Below are 25821 nucleotides of genomic sequence, written 5' to 3' on the forward strand. Positions count from 1 at the left end.
AGGATATGGCTGTATGCTGAATATAAAGAAACCTAGAGGAACTAATGATTTTTTTTATGCCTCTTCAGAAATATTGGAGTTTATAGAAAATAAAATAAAAAATATAGCAAAGCTTTACGGATACGGAAGAATAAGAACTCCTATATTTGAGTACACAGATCTTTTTACAAGAGGAATAGGAGAGGGAACTGATATCGTAGGAAAAGAAATGTTTACTTTTGAGGATAGAGGGGGAAGATCTCTTACATTAAGACCCGAAGGAACAGCTTCCGTTGCAAGAGCTTATGTTGAAAATTCTATGCAAAATGAGTTTGCTTTAAATAAATTATTTTATTTAGGCACTATGTACAGAGCCGAGCGTCCTCAGAAAGGAAGATACAGAGAGTTTAATCAATTCGGAATCGAATGCATAGGGGGAGATTCTCCGTTAATAGATGCTGAGATAATTCTTCTTAATATAAATGTATTAAAAGAGTTCGGAATTGATAATATAAATCTTTTAATAAATACTGTAGGGTGTTCTGAATGCAAAGGAGTTTATAATAATGTACTTAAGGAAGCTATAGGAAGCAGAAAGGAAGAACTTTGCGAAACCTGCAAAAAAAGATATGAAGGAAATATATTAAGAATATTAGACTGCAAAAATGAAAAATGCAAAGAAGCTACAAAAGATATACCTAAGTTTTATGATTATGTATGCAGCGAATGTAGGGAACATTTTGATAAATTATGCGGAGAACTTACAAGGATAGGGCAGAAATTTACGGTTGATTATATGCTTGTAAGGGGGTTGGATTATTATACGAAAACTGCTTTTGAAGTTCAGACAAATGCATTGGGATCTCAAAGCGCTATACTTGGAGGCGGAAGATATGATAATTTGATAGGTCTTTTCAATAATGGAAAAGATATTCCTGCTGTAGGAAGCGCTATGGGTATTGAGAGACTTTTGCTTGTATTGGAAAGTAAAAATAGCATTATAACTGACAGATTAGATGCTTTTATTGTGGCTTTTAAAGAAACTGAAAGTCATGTTTTAAAAGTTATGCAGACATTAAGAGCAAATAATATAAGCTGCGGTTATGATTTTTCAGGCAAATCCGTTAAAAGTCAGTTTAAATCTGCAAATAAGAGAAATGCAAAATATGCTGTTGTTCTCGGAGAAGATGAATTGAAAAGGGGAATGTGCAAATTAAAAAATATGGATAGTATGGAAGAGATTGAAGTAACTTTAAATGATATACATAATAATATAAAAAAATTATAACACCAAAAATTATGCATACAGATTTATTTTATATGCTTAATCAAAAATAATTTACAGAGAACAATTATGAAAAAGATATTTATTATATTAATAATACTTACCGCCGTAATTTCTGCTTCATCTGCAGCATTTATACAGTATATGATAAGCCCTATGGGAGGAGATAATAAGAAAGTTTATTTTGAAATAAAACAGGGCGAAGGAGCTTCAAGCATAGCAAATAAATTAGAGCTTCAGGGACTAATCAGAAGTTCAAAAATATTTCTTGTTTTTTCTAAATATTTAAAATATGACAGAAAACTTTTAAGCGGATATTATGAATTAGACAGAAATATGAGTATGATAGATATTATGAAGCGTCTGAACAGCGGCAGACAAGCTATGATAAGATTAACTATTGCCGAAGGAAAAAATATTTATGAGATAGGGCATTATTTAGAATCTCAGGGTTTTACCACTAAAAAAGAATTTTTAGAAGTTTGCCATGATAAAGATATATTAAAAAAATATAATATTCCTTCAGGCAGTGCTGAAGGTTATATATTTCCTTCCACATACTATATAGTGAAAGGCAACAGCGCAAAGGTATTAGTTACATATATGATAGATTCTTTATTTGACAGGTTTCCAGATTTGAATGAGAGAGCTGAAAAAATAGGGCGGAATGTTCATGAAGTATTAACTATGGCTTCAATAATTGAAAAAGAAATGGGACCTTTGGATGATCCTAAGTTTATATCTTCAGTATACTATAACAGGTTAAATATTAATAAAAGACTTGAGGCAGATCCTACAACAATATATGCTATGACATTGATAAAAGGCGATTATATAGAAAAGCCTAATATTAAATATGCAGATCTTCGTATGGAGCATCCTTATAATACATATAAAAATATGGGACTCCCTCCGGGACCTATATGTTCATCGGGAGCTAAGGCTATAGAGGCTGCTTTGAATCCTGCCGATACAGATTATATTTTCTTTGTAGCCGACGGTACTGGAAAGCATGCTTTTTCAGTTACCTATGAAGAGCATGTTGAAAATATTAACAGATATATTTTGAAAAAATAGCTGTATTTTATAATAAATTATTTTTTATTAATTATTTGTCTTTGCATACTCTGTTTGAAACCTCTTCAAAACCTTCTTCTATTGTAAGCCCCCAATCATTTTTTATTTTATACCATTTGCGTATATATTCGCATTGATATTCTTTATTTGGAGGAAGCCATTCTACTGGAGATTTATCGCCTTTAGAACGGTTTGCACCTTTGGACACAGCTATCAGATGACTGCCGTTTTTCATATAATTATAATATTCATTTTTCTTTTTTTCGCTCCAATTACTTGCGCCGCTTAAATGGGCATTTTTTAAAGGAACTAAATGATCTATATCTAAATCTTTTGCATTTGTGAAATATTTTCCTGTAAACTTATCATACCATACACCCAATATAACTCTTTTATTTGATATGACAGGTTTTGTTAACGATTCCCTTGCAAGAACATCATGCCTTGTATTAAGTCCGTTATTGTCTTCATCCGTCCAAGTGCCCCAATCATTTCTATTGTATCTTGTTACAGAATTAACTGAAGCTTTTTTATTGTATATATTGTCATAATAATAATAGCCTAGTACAATTATGATAAATATTATAAATAAATATGATGATTTTTTCTTTTTTCTTTTATGCATATTCTATATATATTTATTTTGATATTTTTTCTATTTCTATGCTCCAATTAGGACCGCTGTATACTTTATATTTATCTGAAAAATTGCCCATATTAATAGCAACAGAAAAATTAAGTTCTGAATTAAAGTATGACATGTTATCGCCTTCGGATGCATCTGCGAAGGTATTTACTAATTTAACATCTCCTCTCCATATTAAATTTCTTTCGTTATATATGCTTATATTTAAAATATCCCCTATTTCTATTCCATTATCAAACATTAACTTACGGGGAAGCGATGTCCATACATTTCCATATTGTATATCAAGTATAGGTATATTGGCGAAGAATTTTCCATTTTCAAATCTTGGTTTCTGATAATCTATTTTTGTTATATTTTTACCTAAAGATTTTCCTACTTGTTCAAAAGTTATTTGCTTTGAAGCCAATCTTGCCCCTGTATATGCATAGACATCTCTTCCATGAAAAGTGTAGGATTCTTCTGAATTAGTCAGTCTGTTTACAGCTTCATCAATTTCTCTTACCTCTTCCACTCCCAAGCTTTCAGCAACAAAAGTTAAAGATCCGTTATCAGGAGTTACAAAATAATAATTGCCTGCGGTTTTCATAACAACAGATTTTCTGTCAGTTCCGACTCCCGGATCAACAACATTGACAAATACGGTTCCATCAGGCCAATATCTTGCAGTTTGATTTAATCTCAAAGCGGCTTCCCATATATTAAAAGCAGGTATTTCATGCGTAAGATCATATACTTTTAAATCCTTATCAACGCTTAAAGCAACTCCGTACATACTTGCAACAGCATTATCATATCTTCCGAAATCTGTTTGAAATGCTAGCGGTGATTTATCAATCTGCTTTTCACATGATGCAGTAATAATAAATAATAATGCAGTTAATACATAATTTTTCATTTTTATTTCCTTTGCTTAATTATATATTTAATATTGTTAAAAAATTAAGGGCATAAGAATAACTCATGCCCTTAAATATTTTTTTTTAATAATTATTTAGTTTTGGCATTAAGAGCATCTTTTTTTCTTCTGATTCTTCTTAAAGCTCTTTTGCGTTTTACTATTTTTCTATGCTGTTTTCCCACAATATCTCCTTTAAATATTAATTTTTTTTATTATATTTTTCCATTGGAACCTAATACATTATTGATTTTATGCATATAAAGTTTTTTCATTTCGTCGCGTGCTGGTCCTAAATATTTTCTAGGATCAAATTCTTTAGGATCATCATGGAATACCTTTCTGATAGCCGCAGTCATAGCTAGTCTTGAATCGCTGTCAATATTAATTTTACAAACCGCACTTTTTGAAGCTTCTCTTAATTGTTCTTCAGGAATACCTATAGCATCATCTAACTTGCCGCCGTTTTCATTAATCATCTTTACATATTCTTGAGGCACGCTTGAAGATCCATGTAAAACTATAGGAAATCCAGGAATTTTTCTTTCAATTTCTTTAAGTATATCTAATCTTATCTGAGGATTTTGACCTGGTTTAAATTTATAGGCTCCATGACTGGTTCCTATAGAAATAGCAAGAGAATCAACGCCTGTTTTTTTAACGAAATCTTCCACCTCTTCAGGCTGAGTATATGTATGATGTTCGGCTACAACATCGTCTTCAACGCCTGCAAGAACTCCTAATTCTCCTTCAACGGTAACATCATATTTATGCGCATATTCTACAACGCTTTTAGTAAGCTCAACATTTTTTTCATAATCATGATGGCTTCCGTCTATCATAACTGATGAAAATCCGTATTCAATGCAGTTTTTGCAAAGCTCTAAACTGTCTCCATGGTCTAAATGCAGAACTATAGGTACATTAATACCCAATTCTTTAGCGTACTCAACAGCTCCCTGAGCCATATATCTTAAAAGAGTCTGATTAGCATATTTTCTAGCGCCTGAAGATACTTGAAGTATAACTGGGCTTTTAGTTTCCACGCAAGCCTGAACTATAGCTTGAAGTTGTTCCATATTATTGAAGTTAAATGCAGGTATGGCATAACCGCCGCTTACAGCTTTTTTAAAAAGATCTCTGCTATTAACAAGACCTAAATCTGAGAATTTAACCATATTGTTTCTCCTTATTTCTCTATATTAGAAATTATAAAAATACTTATTTATAATATAGTAAAAATAATAATTTTTCAATAAAAACGGCAACTTTTTATAAACATAAATTAAATTAAAAAACTGATTATTAATTTAATTTTTTAAACTATTTAAGTTTTTATGCTTGGTATTTATAGCAGGTATATTTTGCTGAAATAATTTATTTTTTATTATTCTGTATTGCTGGTATTGTATTTTATTATTTAATATATTTATAATGATCTTTTTTTGTTTTGTCTGCTGAAGGCACGCAGAGCGAAAAAAAGAAGAAAAAAAACAACTACTCTAATATTTAAAAGTTTATCATTAATAAGAAATCATGAAAATATAACAAATCAGGCATGAATATAGAAATAATAAAAACAGATTTTTTGGTTCTTTTTTATCTGTATAAAAAAGAAATAAAATAAATAAAAGATAATAATTAGAAATAATATAAAACTATAATATAAATATGATATAATAAAAAAAACCTTAGCCCTTGACCTAATTTATTTAAGTCAAGTCATAAAGACTGAAGCGTGCATAATAACAAAACAATTTTATCATAAACAATAAAAAATAATACTTCTATTTTTAATATAAAAAGTGTGCAGTATATAGGCTATTAAATAATAAAAATTATATAATCTGATTGACTATAATATATAAATATGTTAATATAGTTAAATTATTTTTTATAAGTATCAATTCAAGAGGTATGATAATGTCAAAAATTAATTATTTAGGACTGTCTTATGATTTGTCTGAGGGCGAATCCTTATTAGACTTTCTTAAGCAAAACGCTAAAAAGGATTCCAAAGATGCTGTAGCAGCTAAGTTTAACGGAATGCAAGTTGACCTTACATATACTCCTGAAACAGACGGAAATTTAGAATTGATACCTGCCTCCTCAGATGAAGGACTTGAAATATTAAGACACTCTGCAAGTCATTTAATGGCTCAGGCTGTCAGAAGACTATATCCAGATACTCAGGTTACTATAGGTCCTGCTATTAAAGACGGTTTTTATTATGATTTTGATGCAAAAAAACCTTTTACGGAAGAGGATCTGCCTAAAATTGAAGATGAGATGAAAAAAATCATAAAAGAAAATATACCTATAGTAAGAAAAGTAATAAATAAAAATGAAGCTGCTGAATATTTTAAAAAATCAAATGAGCCTTATAAAGCTGAAATTATAGAAAGTATAGATGCAGATACATTATCTTTATATGAGCAGGGAGATTTTACAGATCTCTGCAGAGGTCCTCATGTGCCTTCCACAGGATATATAAAGTCGTATAAGCTTATGTCGGTTGCTGGAAGCTATTGGAGAGGAGATTCTAATAATAAAATGCTTTCCCGCATATACGGCACAGCTTTTGACAGTAAGGAATCTTTAGATAAATATCTTAAAAAACTTAAAGAAGCTAAAGAAAGAGATCATAGAAAATTAGGAAAAGAATTAAATTTATTCAGCTTTCATGATGAAGGTCCCGGTTTTCCTTTCTGGCATCCCAGAGGAATGATTATTTATAAGGCTGTTGAATCATATATAAGAAATGAAAATGATAAAAGAGGATATGTTGAAATAAAAACTCCCGCTATACTTAATGAAGAGTTATGGCATAGAAGCGGACATTGGGATAATTATAAAGAAAATATGTATTTTACGGATATAGATAATACTAAATACGCTGTAAAGCCTATGAATTGCCCGGGCGGACTTATTGTCTATAATTCCAGCATACATAGTTACAGAGATTTACCTTTGAGAGTTGCCGAGCTCGGATTTGTTCATAGACATGAACTTTCAGGTGCTTTGCATGGATTATTCAGAGTAAGAGCTTTTACTCAGGACGATGCGCATATATTTTGTACGGAAGAGCAGCTCGGCGATGAAATCATTAATACTATTGAATACTATTTATCTGTATATAGAGATTTCGGTTTTGATAATTTTGAAATATTTGTTTCTACAAGACCTGCTAAATCAATAGGAAGCAATGAGATTTGGGAGCTTGCCACCAAGTCTTTGATTAATGCATTGGATAAGCTTGGCATAAGCTATAAAGTTAATGAAGGAGACGGCGCTTTTTACGGTCCTAAGATAGATTTCAATATTAAAGATGTTCTTGACAGAAATTGGCAATGCGGAACCTTGCAGGTAGATTTTTCTCTTCCTATGAGATTTGAAATTAGCTATGAAGGAAGGGATGGTAAAAAACATACTCCTGTAATGCTTCACAGAGCAATACTCGGTTCTATGGAGCGTTTTATAGGAATATTAGTTGAGCATTATAACGGTAAATTTCCTTTATGGTTATCACCTTTGCAGATTGCCGTTGTTAATGTGCTTAATGAACAGTCTCAGATTGACAGAGCTAATGAAGCGTGTAAAATTTTAAAGGATGCAGGATTCAGAGTTGAAATTGATACAGGAAATGAAAATTTAGGCAGTAAGATTAAAAAATACCGCTTGCAAAGAACTCCGTATACAGTTATAATAGGAGGGGAAGAGGTTTCTAGCGGAAAATTATCCATTAGAACCCGTTCTTCGCAAGAAATTAAAGATATGGATTTAAATGAGTTTATAGAAAAACTCAGTAAAGAATCTAAGGAGAGAATGAATGATTCTATATTTACTGCTAAATGAGGTAGGTAAATAATGGCAACGGTAAAAAAAGAAGGAGAGAGAATTAATCAATTTATTACTGCACCTGAAGTCAGAGTTGTGCATGATGAGAGAGGAAGCCTCGGTGTAATGAGTATTAAAGATGCTTTAGCTCTGGCTAAAGAGGAAGGTTCTGATTTAGTGGAGATTGTACCTGCAGCCGAACCTCCTGTTTGTAAGATTATCAATTATGGCAAGTATAAATTTGATATTCAAAAGAAGAGTAAAGAAGCTAAGAAAAAGCAGAAATCTGTACAGCTTAAAGAAATTAAGATGCGCCCTCAAATAAGCATACATGATTATAATTTTAAAATGAAGCATATTCGGGAGTTCTTAGATGATGGTAATAAGGTTAAAATTACTATAATGTTTAGGGGCAGGGAAATGGCGCATACTGAATTTGGTTATGACCTCATCAATAAAATTATACAGGATTTGGAGAATGAAGCTGCTACGGAAAAACCTGCTAAATTGGAAGGTAAGAATCTGTCTGCAGTTCTTAATCCGATTAAAGTAAAAAAGACTGCTTCCGATTCTGAAAATGAAGTTTCAGATAGTTCAAAGCAGCAGTAGTTTTTATTAAAAACGCCTGATAAATTTGCATATAATAAAAATATAGGCACTTTATCGGTATGATATTCAGCCCACTAACTATATGTACTTATCATACATATAGATTGAGCATACAGTAAATATAATTTTTAAAGGATATTAGTTTATGAAACAAAAATTAAAAACAAAAAGCGGTGCAAAAAAGCGTTTTAGATTTTCTAAAACTGGTAAGGTAAAATTTGCTCATGCATTCGGCAGTCATAAATTTTTAAATAAAAGACCTGATACTAAAAGAAAGTATCGCAAAGCCAGAATTGCCGATGACACTAATATGGCTGAAATGCCTAGATTAATGCCTTACAGCAGATAATATAAGGAGATTAAAATGAGAGCAGTCAGCGGAACAGTAAGAAAGAATAAAGTAAAAAAAATATTAAAGATGGCTAAAGGCTACTATGGTTCTCATAGTAAGCAGATGAAACAGGCTAAAGAAGCCGTAATAAGAGGCTTAAAATATGCTTATCGTGACAGAAGACAGAAAAAAAGAATGATGAGAAGATTATGGACTTTGCGTATTAATGCAGCCTGCAGACCTTTGGGCATATCCTACAGTAAGTTCATTAACGGACTTAAAAAGGCTAATGTTATAATTGACAGAAAAGCTTTATCCAATTTGGCTATAGATGATTATAAAGCATTTGAAGCTGTTGTAGAGGTAGCTAAAAAATCGCTTGCTTAAATCAGACTGAAAAATATTTACTTATGTATAAAATTACCGTTAGTATTCTAACGGTTTTTTATTTTTAAATAACTATTCTTTACTATATATAAAAAATACTAAAGTTAATTTTTAAGCAGACGATAATATATTCAAGTTGATTGGACTACCCCCCAATAACTATATTTGTAATAAGCCGCTTTGTTCATCCCACAAAAGCGGTTTATTTTTTAACTAATTCTTTAATATTATAATTGCCGTTTTAAAAAATTAAAAAAATCTGCATATTAATATTTTATCAGCAATAATAAAAAATAATGATTTTTCATAAAAAATTATAGGGTTATTTAATATATGTTTGCAAAATTGCAATTTATGTATTAAAATATAAAAATATTAATTTTTTAAAGAGGTTTTTTTATGGCATCATTTATGGATAATTTAAGAGAAAAGTCTAAGTCTAATCCTAAAACTATTATATTAGCTGAAGGCTATGATGAAAGACATGTAAAAGCTGCTGTTATACTAAAAAAAGATCAGCTGGTTAAAGGCGTTATATTAGTTGGAGATACTTCTAAGATAGAGGCGTTGGCAAAAGAAAATTCATTGGAATTAGACGGTAATTTTGCTAAGATATTCGATCCTGCTAAAAATTCAAAAACAGAAGATTATATTGAAATGCTTTTTAAAGCGAGAGAAAAAAAAGGTATGACTAAAGATCAGGCTAAAGATCTGATTACAAATAATTCTGTATATACGGGTGCTGCTATGCTTGCCGCCAATGATGCTGATGGTATGGTAGGAGGAGCTGTATATGCTACAGGCGAAATGCTTAGAGCTGCTTTATTTTTAATAGGTCTTAAAAAAGGAATTAAAACTCTGTCTTCTACATTTTTTATTGAAAGCCCTGATAAGTTTTTATTTACAAATGGAATAGCTTGTTTTGCCGACAGTGCCGTTATACCAGATCCTACGCCTGAACAATTAGCTGATATTGCAGAATCTACTGCTGAATCCTATAAAAATATGACAGGATTTGAGCCTAAAGTTGCTTTGCTTTCCTTCTCTACTAAAGGTTCTGCTAAACATGGACTTGTTGATAAGGTTATAGAAGCTAAAAAAATATTGGATTTGCGTAATGTAAGTTTTGTTTATGATGGCGAAATGCAGCTTGATGCCGCTATAATGGAAAAAGTAGCCCTTCAAAAGGCTCCTGGTTCTCCTATAAAAGGCGATGCTAATGTATTGATATTCCCTGATTTAAATACTGGTAATATAGGATATAAAATAGCTCAAAGGGTTGGCAAATGTACTGCTATAGGTCCTATGCTTCAGGGTATAGCTAAGCCTGCCAATGATCTTTCAAGAGGATGTTCTGCTCAGGATATAGCCGATTTAGCTGTATTAACCTCTTTACAAGCTTAATATTATTTTATAGTGATTATTTAAAAGCTGTTAATAAATTAATTAACAGCTTTTATTTTGCAAATTAATAAATTTTTTATTTATGGATATTTAATATATTTTCAATTAAAATAAATTGTTTACAATCAAGCAATTAATTTTCTGTGTATTATTCAATATAAAACTGTTAACATATTGATTCATTTTATATTATTACATGTATAATTATAATACATAATATGTTGTATTTTGCGTATAAAAATAATACAATTGATTATGTTATTATTAATATGTATATTCTTATATCTGTAAATAATATATATTTATACTACATATAATACATATTTTGTTTTCTTAAATACAAATAATATTTTTATATTTGGCATATTTTTTGCATATATAAATGTATGTCAGTCTTATTATAGACATAAAAATATCCGTTGTTAAGGAGATTAAATGGAAGAAGAAATAAGGGAAGCGTCTGAGAATACTTATAAAGAGGAGAATATTTCAGAAGAATCAGACATAAGCGAAAATAAAGAAGATAACAGCACTTTGGAAGATGAAACCGTATCTTTGAAAAAAAGAATAGAAGAACTTGAAAATGAAGCCTCCGATATGAAAAATAAATATATGTATGCTATGGCTGAGGCTGAGAATGTTAGAAAGAGAGCGGCTAAAGAAAAAACGGATACAATAAGAAGAGCAAATAAAGAGCTGTTATTATCTCTTTTAAACTTTATGGATAATTTTGAGAGAGCGCTTAAAGCGGGAGAAAAAGAGGAAAATATACAAAGTTCAGAATATTATAAGGGCATAGAGTTAATACATAAGCAGTTTATAGATTTTATGCATGATAACGGAGTTTCTGAAATAGAGTCTTTAGGAGAAGAATTTGATCCTAATATTCATGAGGCATTAACTATGATAGAAGTTAATGATATTGATAAGGAGCAGGTTGTTGAAGTTTATGCTAAAGGGTATAAATTAAACGATGAACTTTTAAGAACAGCTAAGGTAGTGGTCGGTAAGCCTCCGGCTGCTTCTAAAGAATAAATTAATTTAGGAGATTTTTATGGCACATATTCAACTTTTTAGAGCTTATTACAATCCGAAGGCAGATAAACAGGAAAGCGTACAGCATATAAACAGCGTATTGCAGGATTTAACAGATGCAATAAATAATCATATTAAAGACAAAGAGGTAATTAATGTAGACCTTACCACTTCGCATTTGGGTAACGGTCATACTGAATATGTTGTTAGTGTTCTCACAAAAGACTAACGGCATATATATGATAAAAAATAATTAATAAAAAAGGAGATATCATAATGAGTAAAATAATTGGAATAGATTTAGGTACAACAAATTCATGTGTATCGGTAATGGAAGGCGGAAAACCTGTTGTAATAACAAACAGCGAGGGAAATAGAACAACTCCTTCCGTAGTAGCTTTTACAAATAAAGGCGAGGTATTAGTAGGTCAGCCTGCTAAAAACCAAATGGTAACCAATCCTGAAAATACAATATTCTCTATTAAACGCTTTATGGGAAATACTTATGCGGAAGTTACCGAAGAGCGTTCAAGAATGCCTTATACAGTTATAGAGGACGGAGGAAAAGTAAAAATTAAAACTTTGGATGGAAATTTTACTCCTCAGGAAATAAGCGCCAGAATACTTCAGAAAATGAAGCAGACAGCGGAAGAGTATTTAGGAGAAACCGTAACTGATGCTATCGTTACAGTTCCTGCGTACTTTAATGACAGTCAAAGACAGTCCACTAAGGATGCAGGACGAATTGCGGGGCTTAATGTATTGAGAATAATAAATGAACCTACTGCAGCCGCTTTGGCTTATGGCATGGAAAAAAAGAAAGATGAAAAAATAGCCGTTTACGACTTAGGCGGCGGTACCTTCGACATATCAATACTTGAATTAGCTGACGGAGTATTTGAGGTAAAAAGTACAAACGGAGACACTCATTTGGGCGGCGATGATTTTGACCAAGTTATTATTGATTGGCTTATAGATGAGTTCAAAAAAGATACAGGCATTGATTTGAATAATGATAAAATGGCTTTGCAGAGATTAAAGGAAGCTGCGGAGAAGGCTAAAAAAGAAGTTTCAAGCTCATTGCAGACAGATATTAATTTGCCTTATCTTACTGCGGATGCATCTGGTCCTAAGCACTTGAATGTGTCTTTATCAAGAGCTAAATTTGAGGATTTGGTAAGAGATTTAGTAGAAAAAACACGCATACCATGCGAAAAGGCATTGAAAGATGCTGGACTTTCCACAAGCGATATAGATGAGGTTATACTTGTAGGTGGATCTACAAGAATACCTTTAGTACAGGAAACTGTTAAAAATATATTCGGAAAAGAGCCGAATAGAAGCGTAAATCCTGATGAAGCTGTGGCAATGGGAGCTGCAGTACAGGGTGGTATCATTAAAGGTGATGTTAAAGATGTTCTTCTTCTTGATGTTACTCCGCTTTCTTTAGGTATTGAAACAGAAGGTCAGGTAATGACAGTTCTTATTAACAGAAACACCACTATACCTACAAATAAAAAACAGGTATTTTCTACAGCTATGGATAATCAGTCTTCTGTAACTATCAGAGTATTGCAAGGTGAGAGAAAAATGGCTAATGATAACAGAGAGCTTGGAAGATTCGATTTGGTAGGAATACCTCCTGCTCCAAGGGGAATACCTCAGATTGAAGTTTCATTTGATATTGATGCCAACGGCATAGTACATGTTACTGCTAAAGATTTGGGTACAGGCAAAGAGCAGAAAATAACTATAGCTTCTTCAAGCGGACTCAGCGAGGAAGAAATAAACAGAATGGTTCAGGACGCCGAAAAACATGCGGAAGAAGATAAAAAGAAAAAAGAAGAAGTTGAATCTAAAAACAATGCAGATCATATGATTTATCAGACAGAAAAGCTGTTAAAAGAAAACGGCGATAAACTTCCTGATTCCGATAAATCTGAGATAGAATCAAAAATGAATGCATTGAAATCTGCGGTAGAATCCAACAATACCGACAGTATTAAAAGAGCTACCGATGATTTGCAAAATGCATGGAGCAAAGCTTCTGAAGTATTGTATAAGCAGGCAGGACAAACACAGCAGCAGGAGCCTGAAAAAAAAGATGAAGGTGTAGTTGATGCCGATTACGAAGTAGTTGATGATAATAATAACAAATGATAAAAAGTAAAAGTTGAATATATAAAGTCGGGTGATTGGAAGTTAATTTTTGAAACCGTTGATTTTCAATCACCTATATTTTTATATTATAATATATTTGTAAATTATAATGTTTCTAAAAATATTTTTTTGTGTTATAATATTTGTCAATAAAATAGGGCAGAAAAGTGAACAATAGTTTTACAGCTTTTATAAAAAGAAAAAATGAATCTATGCATAGAACTGAAACTTTGTATATAGCCTCTATTTTGGCTATAATAGGCGGTTTTGCAGATTCGCATACTTATATTACAAGAGACGGAATATTTGCTTATGCTCAGACAGGCAATATTATATTTTTTGCTATGAGTTTAGCAGGCGGGCATTTTTTTAATGCTGTATATTATTTAATACCTATTTTAATTTTTGTTGCAGGTATATGCTTCGCTCTGTATATAAAGAAAATTTTAAATAAAAAAAATATAATTGAATTTGAATATGCTGTTATATTAATAAATTCTGTTATATTTTTTATTGTAGGATTATTGCCTGAATCATTTCCCAATGCCGCTGCTTCCGGCATAATGTCATTTATGTCGGCTGTTTTTATGATAACATTCAATAAAGTTGAGGGACTTTCATATATTACAAATATGTGCACAGGCAATTTGAGAAGTATTTCCGAGAATTTATTTAAATTTTTATTTAGTAAAGATAAATCGGGATTAAAAAATGCAATGATATATTTTACAATTCTTTTTTCTTTTACTTTAGGAGTTGTTTTAGGCGCTTTTTTTACTAATATATTCGGAATTAGATCTATATGGATTACTTCTGTTTTATTATTGATAGTTGAGAGTCTGATGTTTTTTGATAAATAAAATTATATTATAATTTTGAGGATATTTTTATGTATAAGGATTATTATAAAATACTTAATGTTAATATATTTTCCAGTAATGAAAAAATAAAAAAATCTTACAGAGAATTAGCAATGATATATCATCCTGACAGAAATTCTGATAATAATTTGGAGTATAGCCGTATATTTACAGATATAAACGAAGCTTATGAGGTTTTATCAAACAAAGAAAAGCGTATAGAATATAATATTCAGTATTTGATGAGTAATAAATATTTAATCGGAAGTTTGGCTGCAGCCGGGATTGGATTAGGCTTAATATTAGGTAAAAAAAGAAAATAATTTTATTAATAATAAATAATTTTCACATAAATTTTATGTAAGGATATAATAAATGGCAGAAAAAAGAGATTATTATGAAGTATTAGGAGTGGCAAAAACTGCTGCTAATGATGAAATAAAAAAAGCATATAGAAAACTTGCTATGCAGTATCACCCTGATAGAAATCCGGGTAATAAAGAGGCTGAGGAAAAGTTTAAAGAGGCGACGGAAGCTTATGAAATATTATCTGATGAAAAGAAGCGTTCTCAATATGATCAATTCGGCTTTCAGGGTGTTCATAGTGATTTTGCAGATGCTTACGGCAGAGGCGGTTTTGATTTTTCTTCAATGTTTGGAGGTTCTGGAGGGTTTGGCGATTTAGATGATATATTCAGCTCTTTTTTCGGAGGTTTCGGAAGAAATTCAAGATCTCAAAGACGGGGCAATGATATAAGGCATGACATTACTCTCTCTTTAGAAGATGCCGTATTCGGAAAGAAAATGGAAATTAAGCTTGATAAAAATGATATATGCGATGCATGCAATGGAACGGGAGCTGAACCAGGCACTAAAATGCAGACTTGTCCTACATGCGGCGGAAGCGGAGAGGTAAGAATGGCGCAGGGTTTTTTCAGTGTAAGAAAAACCTGTAGCAAATGTAATGGAAGCGGCTCTATAGTTACAACTCCTTGTAAAAAATGCAGAGGTGCAGGTACAGTTAAAAAATCTAAAACTATATCGGTTAATATTCCTAATGGTATTGAAGATAATACCCAGCTTAGAGTAAGCGGAGAGGGTGAGGCTATAGGTGGCGGTGTTGCAGGCGATTTGTATTTGTATATACATGTATCTCCGCATCAGTATTTTATAAGAGAGGGTATGAATTTAATAACCGAAGTAGGAATTAATATTGTTCAGGCTGCTCTTGGAGCAGATATTTATATAAAAACTTTAGATAAGAAGAAGGTAAAAATAAAAATACCTGCAGGAACTAACAGCGGTCAGGTATTCAAATTGAAAGGAAGCGGAGCTACTCATATTAGCAGGTCTGGAAGAGGGGATTTATTTGTAATAGTAAATATAGATGTTTCTTCTAAAATATCTTCCGAAGAAAAGAAATTATTTGCGGAACTTAAAAAAGTTATGCCGAATAATGATGAGCCTGTTTTAAGAAAGCCTAATAAAACTAATATGTAATATTGTTATAAAAGGGGATTTTTTATCTCCTTTTTTAATTATTATTAAAATTATTTATTAATTCTAATATTTCATTTGTATTTTGCATCTCATCAATAGAAGGCATAAAAGGTTGATATGATTTTTTATTTTCAGACATATTTTTTATCTTTGATATTAATGATATAGGATTTTGAGAATCATATATTAATGCATTTTTATTGTCATATGCTATTTCTGCAGACGGGCTTTTAGCATCTATTATAGGCAGTGTTTTATAATGCCATGCCGCTATCAATTGAGTATAAAAAGAATCTTTTATATTATGTATTATCATGGCATTTGCAGTTTTAATAATATTTGCTATATTTAAATTATTATCTTCTTCATCTATAAACTCTGCATATTCTTTTAAATCTAATTTGCTTATATTATCTTTTAAGTCCTTATCATATCCTATAATTTTTAATTTATATATATTAACGCTTTCTTTTAAATACTCTGCATAAGCTGCCGTGCATTTAAAAATGCTGTCTTCTTTATTGTAGAATATTACTATTGAATTATTTTTTTCATACGAATTATTATCTATGAATATATACGGAGAGAAGTACGGCTGTATAACTTTTATATTTTTTATATCTTTATGCAGGTATAATAATCTGTCTCTTATATTATTACTTGCGCATATTATTATATCAATATCTGAAACACTTTCATAATTCAGTTTTATTAATCTTTTATTTATTATATCGGTTTTATTATCTTTTTTTTCTTTAAAATACAAATAATTTTTAAAATTCAGCATATACCATACTATTATTGGTATTTTATTTAATCCTTTCTTAATTAAAATATTTCTGCTCATTGATGCTATTATATTCATAGGAAAATCTATAGCTATGATTGCATACGCATTTTCGGATATATCCGCTATATTTTCTGCAGATTTTTTAAAAAATAATTTTGATAAATGTTTTTTTGTTATATAAGCTGGAAAATTATTAGGAAACGATTTGGAAAATACCGTTATTCTTATGCTAGATTTATAGAAATATTCTATAATATTAAGCATAAATTGATTGGATTTATCTTTTAAATCTCCCGCATTATATATTAGTATGATAATTTCTTTCATTTTTTATCCGTTTAATTAAAATATAGCAAATCTCATTCCGATATTAGATAACGGTAAATAAGGACTTGTTATGAAATTAAATAAAATTTTATCTATAATCTTTACTTTATATATTTCGGCATATTCCAAAGATATTTTACAATATCATACAGTAATGAACGATAGAAATATTAATATTAAATTAGACAGCATATCGGTCAATACCAATAAAGTTGTTTTAGATGCCGACAGACAATTGTATTTAAATAGCAGTTTAAGTAAAGTTAAAAAGTTTATAGATGACGGATATTTTTTTGAAGCTATTAATTTATGTAATTCTTTAGAAAACAGCTATGCAGACTGCTATGAAATATATTATCTTAGAGGGCTTTCATATTTTAGAAGAGCCGATGTTTATTATGCTTCTTTAGATTTTAAAAGGCTTTTATCTTTATATATAGATGAGAAAGATTATGATACGGTTTACAGTTTAATATTTGAATTTTTTAATACTATTAATGAATATGAAGAAACTCTAAAAGCATGCATTAGCGCATATAATACTACAAATAATCCTTATTGGCTGTTTTTAGCTGGCAGCTGTGCTTTGAAAAACGGGGATATTAAAAGTGCAGATTATTATTTTAATGCCTGCTCAAAATCAAATATTTCTTATGCTAATGAAGGTTTAGGAGATATTCATATATTAAATAAAGAATACGATTCTGCCTTAAATAATTACAGAAATACAAAATATTCTAATCCTGAAGAAATAATCAGAGTTCAGAGTAAAATAAGCAATGCTGAAGTGAAAAGAGAAATATATAAATGGAATCAAAGCTTAATATCTGAGAATTATGTCAATGCACTTAATATACTTAATAATATTTCTTCTTATGCTTTAGATTTTCCTGAAATTACCGTTGCATTAGCTAAGACATATTATTCTATGGAAAACTATAATGATGCTAAAGATATATTAACAAAATTAATTTTATCGGTTAAAGATTTTGATGAGGCTTATGCCATATTAGCTCAAATATATTTGTATGAGAATAATGAAGCAGAGGCTATAAAAATACTGGAAAGCGGATTGGAATATTCATATAATAAGCCTAGATTATACGAAACATTTGCATCTATGCTTTATAATCAAGGCTACAGCTATTATCCAGATAGAATAATTTCTCAGATTATTAATTTTTATAATATATCCGATGAAAATAAAATAGATTATAGTATGAGTCTGATAAGAAAGAAAAAATATAATGAGGCTTCTGATATTTTAAAAGAAGTTGAATTATATACAGATACTGCAGATAAATTATTGAAAATTATAGAATATAAAAAAATATTGGATAAAGCTGAGGAATTAAGGCTTAAAAACTATTATGTGGCTTTAATGCAGTTTCTTTCGCTTTACAGATTTGAAGGACATGAAGAACAGATTAGAATAGGTTATATTGCCGAAGCTTATAATAATTTGGGCTCCATTGATAAGGCTATAGATATACTTAAAGAAGCTTTTAATGCAAATATTATAAGCGTTAATAATGTACTTTTGCTTAGAAAATTATTGAGTATAAGAGCGTCGGATAATGACACATCATACTATCAGAAGCAAAGAGATGCAGTAGATATAAGAGCTACAGAGTATTGGGAGGAAGAATTAAAGCTTAATTTGAATCTGGTAACGGATAGAATATTTGAGTTTATTAAGTTTAATCAATTTGATGAAGCTCTAGCCTATATATCCGATTTGAGAAATAAAAATTATGATGTAGCCTATATAAAGCAGATAGAATCGATTACTTACGGATTTTATGCCGAATATTTGTATGAAAATAAAAAATATGAAGAAGCCTATAAAACGGCATGTTTAGCTATTAGAAGAAATAGAAGCAATTATGACGCTGTTGCAATAAAAAATGAAATGGATATTGATTCATATTTAAGCTTTATCATACAGTATGATAATACAGACGCTTATGTCAGTTTATCTTCTATTATGAAAGAAGTTCTAAGGATTTCTCCCGCTTATATAGAAAACAGAATAAAATTAGCTGAGGCATATATAAGAGAATACAATATTGAAGGCTTTAATATAATCAATAAAATAGCGGAGTATATAAATGTTAATGGCGGAAGAGATTTATTATTGGGAAGAGAATATAATAAAGCATATTTGTATGATTATTCTTTATTATGTTATGAAAGGGCTTCTCAGTATCTTAAAGTAAATCCTATATATATAGCCGAAAGCTCCGTTAATATAGAAAATTATAATCCTTTATCTGAAGATATTTTAAAACTGTATGAAGAGAATATTAATAATCCTGATGGGCTTTATGCTGTTTCAAAACTTTATGCAAAAATGTCTGATTACAGAGAGGCTTTAAATATTATCAACAGAGCTTTATCGCTTGACGGAGAAAATATTAATTATCTTTATCAAAGAGCTTATATCAATGAACTTATGGGCGATACAAAAACTGCTTTATATGATTATGAGAATATAGTAAAAATGAACAAAAATTATGCCGCAGCTAATTACAGAGCCGCAATAGTTTCTTTGGATAATTTAAAAAATGATGTTAATGCTGAAACTTATGCTTTAAATTATCTTGCATTGATTCCAGACGATTACAGCGGTTATGAGCTTTTAGGAAGAATATATAAAAATAGAGCTGAAAAGTATATAGATAAAAATACTATTAAGCTTCTTAAAGAATCTTTAAATAGTTATCAGACTGCATTAAATAAAGCGGTATGGGGCAGAGATAAAAATGCAAGATACAGAATACAGAGAGAAATTGATTATATACAGAATAAAATTAATATTAAAGCATATTAAGTCTCTTTTCTATAGATATTCCGTATACTCTGTCATCATTATCTTTTACAGATGCTTCAATGCAGTTATATACAAATTTAGCGGCTTTTTCCAGAGCATTTTGAGTGCTGCAGCCTTTTAATATATATCCGAGCAATGAAGAAGAAAATGCATCTCCTGTACCTGGTATGCTTATATTTATTTTAGGATTGTATACTGTTATTATATTTTTATTTTGCCAGCATAAGCACCCGACATTATTTTCTCTAGAAACACTTGTAACTATTACTGTATCAGGTCCCATTTTTGAAATCTTTTCTGCCATATCTTTAACTTCATCTTCATTGTACTGAATAGATGGATCTTTATCTAAAAGAACAGCCAATTCGGTTATATTAGGAGTTATTATATCTGCATATTTTATTATATCTCTCATAGAGTTTACATTGCTGTCAGACATAGAAGGATATAATTTTCCATTGTCTCCTAATATAGGATCTATTAAAACAATATCAATATTAAAATGTTTTATTATATCTTTAACTATATTAGGCTGTTTTCCTAAGGCTATCCACCCTGCATAAAATGCATCAAAATGAGGATTTCTTAATTTTAATTCCTCTATAATTTTTTCAAGTTCATCTGTTAAATCGAAAGCGCAAAAAGATTCAAAAGCGGTATGATTTGAAAGTATAACGCTTACAAGAGGCGAAACCTTTATTCCAAGATAAGATAATATAGGAATATTTACAGTTAAAGAGGCTTTTCCGTATGAACATAAATCGTTTAGAAGAAGAACATTAAAATCTGTTTTGCTATTCATTTTCATAATTATTTAAATATAATAAGAGATTCATTATCAGCTAATACCTTATATCCTGAAATCTGAGCAAAATATGCAAATTCTTCTATGGTTATGTCGTATCTTCTGTCTATTTCTTCTTTTGTTACTTTCATTTTTCTATGTCCTCTTATAAAAGAATCTAATTCGAATCCGCCTGTTCCAAATCTCCGTTCAATTTCTCTTTGAAACGGATTTTTTCTGCCTCTTCTCATAAATTTCTCCGAAGTAATATTTACTCTGTATATCATTATTTATAACATATTATTACTTTTTTTTCAATTGGAAATTTTCTAAAAATTGTTTAAGATGATAATAGTATTGCAAGTTTTTTGTTATTGCTAATAATTTTTTTTGTATTATAATTAACAGGCTTTTTTATAAAGTATATAGGCATATCAAAATTGCAAAGCTTTTGCGTTCTTTAAGAAAAAAATGAAAAAAGGAATAAAACAATGAAAAAAATATTAGCTGTTTTAATTTTAATATCTTTTAATTTATATTCTCTAACTGAAAATGAAGCAAGCTTTATAGAAGCTTCAAAGAATGGAGATACTAAAAAAGTAAAAGAGCTCTTGTCTTTAGGAGCTGACATTAATATTCAAAATAATTACAGCAATACTGCTTTAATATATGCTGCAAGGGAAGGTCATACTGAAACAGTAAAGGAATTAATAAAAGCAGGGGCAGATATTAATATTCAAAGTAATGGCGACCGGACTGCTTTAATATTTGCTGCATGGGAAGGTCATACTGAAACAGTAAAGGAATTAATAAAGGCAGGAGCGGATATTAATATTCAAGATTATAACGGCTGGACTGCTTTAATGTTGGCAGCACGGTATGATTATATTGAAACAGTAAAGGAATTAATAAAGGCAGGAGCGGATATTAATATTCAAGATAATGACGGCCTTACTGTTTTAATGATGGCTGTAATTAATGGTCTTACTGAAATAGTGAAGGAATTAATAAAGGCAGGAGCAGATATTAATATTCAAGATAATGACGGCCTTACTGTTTTAATGTATGCTGCATATAAAGGTCATACTGAAACAGTAAAGGAATTAATAAAGGCAGGAGCGGATATTAATATTCAAAGTAATTACGGCTTTACTGCTTTAGATTATGCAGAAGAAATGAATGATTATGATATTATAAAGCTTTTGCGTTCTTTTAAGAAAAAAATGAAAAAGGAATAAAACAATGAAAAAAATATTAGCTGTTTTAATTTTAGTATCTTTTAATTTATATTCTCTGACACAAAATGAAGAAAACTTTCTAACAGCTTCAGAGAATGGAAATACTAAAAAAGTAAAAGAGCTCTTAGCTTTAGAAGTTAATATTAATATTCAAGATGATGGCGGCTGGACTGCTTTAATATATGCTGCATTTAGGGGTCATACTGAAACAGTAAAGGAATTAATAACAGCAGGAGCAGATATTAATATTCAAGATAATGACGGCTATACTGCTTTAATGTATGCGGCAAAGGAAGGTCATACTGAAACAGTAAAGGAATTAATAAAGGCAGGAGCAAATCTTAATATTCAAAGTAATGGCGGCTTTACTGCTTTAGATTATGCGGAAGGACGCGGATATAATGAAATTGCAAAGCTTTTGCGTTTTTATAAGAAATAATTATATAGTTAATCAAAATTATGAATGAATATGATATAAAAGATACAATTGTGGCTCTTTCTACTCCTTATTCAAAAAGCGCATTGGCATTAATAAGAATGTCAGGAAGCAGATCATTGGAGATAGCATCAAAAATATGTTTTTATGCCTTAAATGAAAATAAAAATATAAAAAAATTTGAGCATAGAAAAAGCTATTATGCCTTGATAAAAGATGAAAAAAATATTCCAATAGATGAACTTGTGGTTCTTTCTTCGCTTTCTCCTAATTCTTTTACTTCTGAGGATACTATAGAGTTCATTTCTCATGGAAGCATAGTTGTAATAGATTCTTTAATTAATCTTATAATAAGAAATGGAGCGAGAGCCGCATCTAAGGGCGAGTTTACATACAGAGCTTATATAAACGGAAAAATCTCAATAAGCGAGGCTGAAGCTATACATGATCTTATTGATTCCAATAATAAGCTTATGGCTGAAGCCAGCATATATAAAATGAGAGGAAGGCTTACAAGAGAAATAGATAAGCTTAGAGACAGTATTAAAAGCGCTTTAATGCTTGTATACGGAGAATTGGATTTTCCTGAAGACGATACCGAAATTTTTTCTTATGATAAGTTAATAGAAAATTTTGAGAATATAAAAAAGGATATAGAAAATATTTTATGCAATTCAAAAAGAGTTGAGAATCTTATAAACGGTATAAAGGTTGCTATACTAGGCAGAGTTAATGCTGGTAAAAGCAGCATATTTAATATGATATTAGGCAGAGAAAGAGCCATTGTTTCGGATACCGCAGGAACCACAAGAGATTTTTTAAGCGAGAATGTTTATATAGAAAATATACCTTTTTATTTAATGGATACTGCGGGCTTTCATAAAGAGGCTTATAATAATGTGGAGCTTGAAGGAATAGAGAGGGCTAAAAAATGCGCTTATGAAGCAAATATTATACTTGCAGTTTTTGACGGAAGCTGCAATGTAAATGAAGATGATATTAATTTAATAAAGTTTTTGGAAACTCTGAAAAATAAAAATATAATATTTATTTTAAATAAGAGCGATACCGAAAAGAAATTTGATTATAATATAGATTCAAAAAATATTATAAATATAAGCTCAAAAAACAGATTAGGAAAAGATAAATTAATAGAAGCTTTAAAAAATTATGTATCGGATTCTGATATAAATATTTTCAATAAAGAAAGTTATGTAAATAACAGAGAAAGAGGATATTTGGAAAGGGCAATTAAGCAGACTGATGTATGCATAGAAAAATTAAAGTTATCATTTTCATTAGATGAAGTTGCAGAAGAGATAAATGTATTAAATAATATACTTGGAAATGTAAGCGGTAAAATAGATGCTGAAGAGATAATAAATGAAATATTTGCAAACTTCTGCATAGGAAAATAATTTTAAAAATTATATTAAATAAATTATACCGATAAATAATTATATGCCGATATTAAAAACTTTTCTTAAATTAACTAAATTAAAAAAACAGCTGTTATATTATATAATCTTCTGCAATTTTTCTAAGTCTTTTATTTCCAAGTACATGAAAATGTCTTAGCTTTCTTAATGTCTCGCTTGAAAATGTGTTTAGAGGCATATAAACTATTTCAACCGAACTTTCTTTTGCAAATTCTTTTAATATATTTGAAGGAGGAGTTGGAGCAGCATAACCTAAATATTTATCAACGGAATATATTATTGCCGTGTAAAGAAGAAGATCTGCATAATTTCTGACAATGCCTTCTTTTTTTAAATCGTAAAACATGCTCCATACATCATGCGGAGCCTGAGGCGGCATTAAAGAAGCATATCCCCCAAAATAGCATTTTGATATTCCAGGTCCTACAAGCGTATTTCCGGGTTCGGTGGAATAAAGTATTAAATCGCTGTCGTCATGCGCTTCGCTGTACCAAACTATATTCCAATCATAATCTTCATCATTATCTTCATCAAAAATTACAACAATATGCCCTATATTTCCTTTTATTTTAGGAATCTCTTTTACATATATTTCATTTTTATAATAGTTTCTTATAGTTTCGCGCATATCTATACCGTCTTTTATGCTTACTGTGAAAGGCTCAATTTTAGCTTTGTCCTCAGTAAGTATATTTCTTATTTTATCTCTGAGTATGTTCATATGCTTTTCCATAAGTATATCTTCAGGTATATGCGAAAGCAGATTATTTCTCTTGTTCCAAACATCTTTCCATTCGCCTTCATATTTTTCTCTGGGACGAGTTGTTACATGAACTTTTTTAAAAGATGTTTTCCATACATTATCATATTTATAAAGCTTAATTTTTTTATCTTTAAGCATTCCTTCCATTCCGTTAGTGCTGGGGTCTCTGTTTAACTTTATAGTAGGGTAGTTTTCGTCTTCTTCATTATAGAAGGGATAATATTCCAAACCTTCCATCACTTCTAAAGCATAATCATTATTTATCATGCATTTGGCTGCGGTAAGCATATCTATATAATCAGGTATAATATAATTATCAAGAAGACATAAATTCCTTAAATATTTCATCATATTTTTCTGCTGAAGCATTGATATAGGAAGCTTATATCTTAATTTAGCTTCTCTGAATATTGTTTCTATTATATTTATTTTATCAAAGCTTTCCAATTCCCCTTTTATATACAGTTCATGCATATAAGTTGTAAAAGGAAACTCTCCAAGCATTTTATTTAGAGATTCTTTATGTACATTATATATTTTAGGTTCAGAATATTTATATTTTTCATCATCTTCTGATAATTTTTTATTTATAATATCTTCTTTTAATTTTTCATCATCTAGTTTTTTTAATATTGAAATTATATTTTCCAAATGGGACATCCCTATAACAAGAAGTATTTTATTATATTTTTTAGAGAGTTTATGCAGATTTTCAGCCATATATATTTCCCTCTCTTCATCTGTTTTGTCTTTATGGAATATATATTTAGATTTAATTTCCGCATAAAATTTCTCAAGTCCTATATTTTTCATAATATAATCATCTGGCATAAGATAATGAGAATTGGAATTGATTGAGGTAATATCTTTATCTATAGGGAAGAAAGGTATCTCTTCATCAATTGCAATACGAATAGCTTCTATTATAGAATCGCATGGATCTATTGGTATATAAACGGCTTCATTTTCAATTTCTCTTATTATTAAACTTATATATGGAAGTCTGCTTACAGCTTCTCTTAAAGAATCTGCAAAATCGGCAGGCTGCTCAATAGCCAGTACATCGGGTTTAAACTCTTCAAAGGCTTCTCTTACCGCTAAGGAAAAATATACTCTTGAATGTATGGAAGGAATTGCCAATATGTTTTTATATCTTATAATGTCTGAGTTTATATCTTTTATAATGTTTTTTTTCATTTTATA

General features: G+C 30.0%; 24 protein-coding genes. 17 read left to right on the forward strand and 7 right to left on the reverse strand.

The window, feature by feature from the left end; genetic code table 11:
- Window positions 1-13 precede the first annotated feature (13 nt).
- Together hisS and mltG are read left to right on the forward strand one after the other, a co-directional pair.
- Window positions 14-1267, forward strand: coding sequence for a histidine--tRNA ligase (hisS, locus tag QZ306_RS03150; protein WP_295160928.1), 1254 nt, complete (start codon window positions 14-16; stop codon window positions 1265-1267).
- Window positions 1268-1333: 66 nt separating this feature from the next.
- The gene (gene mltG, locus QZ306_RS03155; protein ID WP_295160931.1) at window positions 1334-2341 is read left to right on the forward strand and encodes an endolytic transglycosylase MltG; all 1008 of its coding nucleotides are present in this window, start codon (window positions 1334-1336) and stop codon (window positions 2339-2341) included.
- A 31-nt stretch (window positions 2342-2372) separates the two neighbouring features.
- Here mltG and QZ306_RS03160 read toward each other — a convergent pair whose 3' ends face one another.
- The 3 genes from QZ306_RS03160 to QZ306_RS03170 all read right to left on the reverse strand — a co-directional run bounded on the left by QZ306_RS03160 (window position 2373) and on the right by QZ306_RS03170 (window position 5063).
- Entirely contained in the window at window positions 2373-2966 is a 594-nt protein-coding gene (locus QZ306_RS03160) for an HNH endonuclease family protein (RefSeq protein WP_295160934.1), read from the reverse strand.
- A 13-nt stretch (window positions 2967-2979) separates the two neighbouring features.
- Window positions 2980-3885 (reverse strand): S-adenosyl-l-methionine hydroxide adenosyltransferase family protein, encoded by a 906-nt coding sequence (locus tag QZ306_RS03165; protein WP_295160937.1) that lies wholly within the window; start codon window positions 3883-3885, stop codon window positions 2980-2982.
- A 215-nt stretch (window positions 3886-4100) separates the two neighbouring features.
- Entirely contained in the window at window positions 4101-5063 is a 963-nt protein-coding gene (locus QZ306_RS03170) for a class II fructose-bisphosphate aldolase (protein ID WP_295160940.1), read from the reverse strand.
- 745 nt (window positions 5064-5808) lie between these two features.
- Here QZ306_RS03170 and thrS point away from each other — a divergent pair.
- The 11 genes from thrS (at window position 5809) to dnaJ (ending at window position 16008) form a co-directional block, all read left to right on the forward strand.
- On the forward strand, window positions 5809-7740 hold the full coding sequence (thrS, locus tag QZ306_RS03175; RefSeq protein ID WP_295160943.1) for a threonine--tRNA ligase: 1932 nt from the start codon (window positions 5809-5811) through the stop codon (window positions 7738-7740).
- A 12-nt stretch (window positions 7741-7752) separates the two neighbouring features.
- On the forward strand, window positions 7753-8331 hold the full coding sequence (gene infC, locus QZ306_RS03180) for a translation initiation factor IF-3 (protein ID WP_295160946.1): 579 nt from the start codon (window positions 7753-7755) through the stop codon (window positions 8329-8331).
- A 145-nt stretch (window positions 8332-8476) separates the two neighbouring features.
- On the forward strand, window positions 8477-8680 hold the full coding sequence (gene rpmI / locus QZ306_RS03185; RefSeq protein WP_295160948.1) for a 50S ribosomal protein L35: 204 nt from the start codon (window positions 8477-8479) through the stop codon (window positions 8678-8680).
- Between the two features lie 15 nt (window positions 8681-8695).
- On the forward strand, window positions 8696-9049 hold the full coding sequence (gene rplT / locus QZ306_RS03190; RefSeq protein WP_295160950.1) for a 50S ribosomal protein L20: 354 nt from the start codon (window positions 8696-8698) through the stop codon (window positions 9047-9049).
- A 399-nt stretch (window positions 9050-9448) separates the two neighbouring features.
- Window positions 9449-10453, forward strand: a complete 1005-nt coding sequence (gene pta, locus QZ306_RS03195; RefSeq protein WP_295160952.1) for a phosphate acetyltransferase — start codon at window positions 9449-9451, stop codon at window positions 10451-10453.
- Window positions 10454-10888: 435 nt separating this feature from the next.
- A complete protein-coding gene (locus QZ306_RS03200; protein ID WP_295160955.1) occupies window positions 10889-11488 on the forward strand; it encodes a nucleotide exchange factor GrpE in 600 nt (199 codons plus the stop codon).
- A 19-nt stretch (window positions 11489-11507) separates the two neighbouring features.
- Window positions 11508-11717, forward strand: a complete 210-nt coding sequence (locus tag QZ306_RS03205) for a hypothetical protein (protein ID WP_295160958.1) — start codon at window positions 11508-11510, stop codon at window positions 11715-11717.
- A 47-nt stretch (window positions 11718-11764) separates the two neighbouring features.
- A complete protein-coding gene (dnaK, locus tag QZ306_RS03210) occupies window positions 11765-13648 on the forward strand; it encodes a molecular chaperone DnaK (RefSeq protein WP_295160960.1) in 1884 nt (627 codons plus the stop codon).
- Between the two features lie 167 nt (window positions 13649-13815).
- A complete protein-coding gene (locus QZ306_RS03215; protein WP_295160963.1) occupies window positions 13816-14508 on the forward strand; it encodes a YoaK family protein in 693 nt (230 codons plus the stop codon).
- 29 nt (window positions 14509-14537) lie between these two features.
- On the forward strand, window positions 14538-14831 hold the full coding sequence (locus QZ306_RS03220; protein WP_295160966.1) for a DnaJ domain-containing protein: 294 nt from the start codon (window positions 14538-14540) through the stop codon (window positions 14829-14831).
- Between the two features lie 52 nt (window positions 14832-14883).
- Window positions 14884-16008, forward strand: coding sequence for a molecular chaperone DnaJ (dnaJ, locus tag QZ306_RS03225; protein WP_295160969.1), 1125 nt, complete (start codon window positions 14884-14886; stop codon window positions 16006-16008).
- 34 nt (window positions 16009-16042) lie between these two features.
- Here dnaJ and QZ306_RS03230 read toward each other — a convergent pair whose 3' ends face one another.
- The gene (locus tag QZ306_RS03230) at window positions 16043-17125 is read right to left on the reverse strand and encodes a glycosyltransferase (protein ID WP_295160972.1); all 1083 of its coding nucleotides are present in this window, start codon (window positions 17123-17125) and stop codon (window positions 16043-16045) included.
- A gap of 70 nt (window positions 17126-17195) precedes the next feature.
- On the opposite strand from QZ306_RS03230, the gene QZ306_RS03235 reads away from it, so the two are divergent.
- Complete coding sequence (locus tag QZ306_RS03235; protein WP_295160974.1) at window positions 17196-19958, forward strand: tetratricopeptide repeat protein; 2763 nt, start codon at window positions 17196-17198, stop codon at window positions 19956-19958.
- Here QZ306_RS03235 and QZ306_RS03240 read toward each other — a convergent pair.
- A complete protein-coding gene (locus tag QZ306_RS03240; protein WP_295160977.1) occupies window positions 19945-20760 on the reverse strand; it encodes a pyridoxamine kinase in 816 nt (271 codons plus the stop codon). The two genes, QZ306_RS03235 and QZ306_RS03240, sit on opposite strands and share 14 nt — an antisense overlap.
- An 8-nt stretch (window positions 20761-20768) precedes the next feature.
- Window positions 20769-20993, reverse strand: coding sequence for a hypothetical protein (locus QZ306_RS03245; protein WP_295160980.1), 225 nt, complete (start codon window positions 20991-20993; stop codon window positions 20769-20771).
- A 240-nt stretch (window positions 20994-21233) separates the two neighbouring features.
- Here QZ306_RS03245 and QZ306_RS03250 point away from each other — a divergent pair, with 240 nt between their 5' ends.
- From QZ306_RS03250 to mnmE, 3 genes are read left to right on the forward strand one after another with little or no spacing between them, the layout of a single operon-like run.
- Window positions 21234-21980 carry an ankyrin repeat domain-containing protein gene (locus tag QZ306_RS03250; protein WP_295160982.1) on the forward strand — a complete coding sequence of 249 codons (747 nt, stop codon included), beginning with the start codon at window positions 21234-21236 and terminating at the stop codon, window positions 21978-21980.
- 4 nt (window positions 21981-21984) lie between these two features.
- Complete coding sequence (locus QZ306_RS03255; protein WP_295160985.1) at window positions 21985-22419, forward strand: ankyrin repeat domain-containing protein; 435 nt, start codon at window positions 21985-21987, stop codon at window positions 22417-22419.
- Between the two features lie 20 nt (window positions 22420-22439).
- Window positions 22440-23834, forward strand: a complete 1395-nt coding sequence (gene mnmE / locus QZ306_RS03260; RefSeq protein ID WP_295160988.1) for a tRNA uridine-5-carboxymethylaminomethyl(34) synthesis GTPase MnmE — start codon at window positions 22440-22442, stop codon at window positions 23832-23834.
- A 94-nt stretch (window positions 23835-23928) separates the two neighbouring features.
- On the opposite strand, the gene QZ306_RS03265 is transcribed toward mnmE, so the two are convergent.
- Entirely contained in the window at window positions 23929-25815 is a 1887-nt protein-coding gene (locus QZ306_RS03265) for a conjugal transfer protein TraB (protein WP_295160991.1), read from the reverse strand.
- Window positions 25816-25821: the final 6 nt, after the last annotated feature.

The organism is uncultured Brachyspira sp. (assembly GCF_910588665.1).
In the GTDB taxonomy this organism is placed as follows: domain Bacteria; phylum Spirochaetota; class Brachyspiria; order Brachyspirales; family Brachyspiraceae; genus Brachyspira.

Coding starts and splice junctions, on each gene's coding strand:
- hisS (WP_295160928.1), top strand. CDS start 14: ATGCTGAATATAAAGAAACCTAGAGGAACTAATGATTTTTTTTATGCC.
- mltG (WP_295160931.1), top strand. CDS start 1,334: ATGAAAAAGATATTTATTATATTAATAATACTTACCGCCGTAATTTCT.
- QZ306_RS03160 (WP_295160934.1), bottom strand. CDS start 2,966: ATGCATAAAAGAAAAAAGAAAAAATCATCATATTTATTTATAATATTT.
- QZ306_RS03165 (WP_295160937.1), bottom strand. CDS start 3,885: ATGAAAAATTATGTATTAACTGCATTATTATTTATTATTACTGCATCA.
- QZ306_RS03170 (WP_295160940.1), bottom strand. CDS start 5,063: ATGGTTAAATTCTCAGATTTAGGTCTTGTTAATAGCAGAGATCTTTTT.
- thrS (WP_295160943.1), top strand. CDS start 5,809: ATGTCAAAAATTAATTATTTAGGACTGTCTTATGATTTGTCTGAGGGC.
- infC (WP_295160946.1), top strand. CDS start 7,753: ATGGCAACGGTAAAAAAAGAAGGAGAGAGAATTAATCAATTTATTACT.
- rpmI (WP_295160948.1), top strand. CDS start 8,477: ATGAAACAAAAATTAAAAACAAAAAGCGGTGCAAAAAAGCGTTTTAGA.
- rplT (WP_295160950.1), top strand. CDS start 8,696: ATGAGAGCAGTCAGCGGAACAGTAAGAAAGAATAAAGTAAAAAAAATA.
- pta (WP_295160952.1), top strand. CDS start 9,449: ATGGCATCATTTATGGATAATTTAAGAGAAAAGTCTAAGTCTAATCCT.
- QZ306_RS03200 (WP_295160955.1), top strand. CDS start 10,889: ATGGAAGAAGAAATAAGGGAAGCGTCTGAGAATACTTATAAAGAGGAG.
- QZ306_RS03205 (WP_295160958.1), top strand. CDS start 11,508: ATGGCACATATTCAACTTTTTAGAGCTTATTACAATCCGAAGGCAGAT.
- dnaK (WP_295160960.1), top strand. CDS start 11,765: ATGAGTAAAATAATTGGAATAGATTTAGGTACAACAAATTCATGTGTA.
- QZ306_RS03220 (WP_295160966.1), top strand. CDS start 14,538: ATGTATAAGGATTATTATAAAATACTTAATGTTAATATATTTTCCAGT.
- dnaJ (WP_295160969.1), top strand. CDS start 14,884: ATGGCAGAAAAAAGAGATTATTATGAAGTATTAGGAGTGGCAAAAACT.
- QZ306_RS03230 (WP_295160972.1), bottom strand. CDS start 17,125: ATGAAAGAAATTATCATACTAATATATAATGCGGGAGATTTAAAAGAT.
- QZ306_RS03235 (WP_295160974.1), top strand. CDS start 17,196: ATGAAATTAAATAAAATTTTATCTATAATCTTTACTTTATATATTTCG.
- QZ306_RS03240 (WP_295160977.1), bottom strand. CDS start 20,760: ATGAATAGCAAAACAGATTTTAATGTTCTTCTTCTAAACGATTTATGT.
- QZ306_RS03245 (WP_295160980.1), bottom strand. CDS start 20,993: ATGAGAAGAGGCAGAAAAAATCCGTTTCAAAGAGAAATTGAACGGAGA.
- QZ306_RS03250 (WP_295160982.1), top strand. CDS start 21,234: ATGAAAAAAATATTAGCTGTTTTAATTTTAATATCTTTTAATTTATAT.
- QZ306_RS03255 (WP_295160985.1), top strand. CDS start 21,985: ATGAAAAAAATATTAGCTGTTTTAATTTTAGTATCTTTTAATTTATAT.
- mnmE (WP_295160988.1), top strand. CDS start 22,440: ATGAATGAATATGATATAAAAGATACAATTGTGGCTCTTTCTACTCCT.
- QZ306_RS03265 (WP_295160991.1), bottom strand. CDS start 25,815: ATGAAAAAAAACATTATAAAAGATATAAACTCAGACATTATAAGATAT.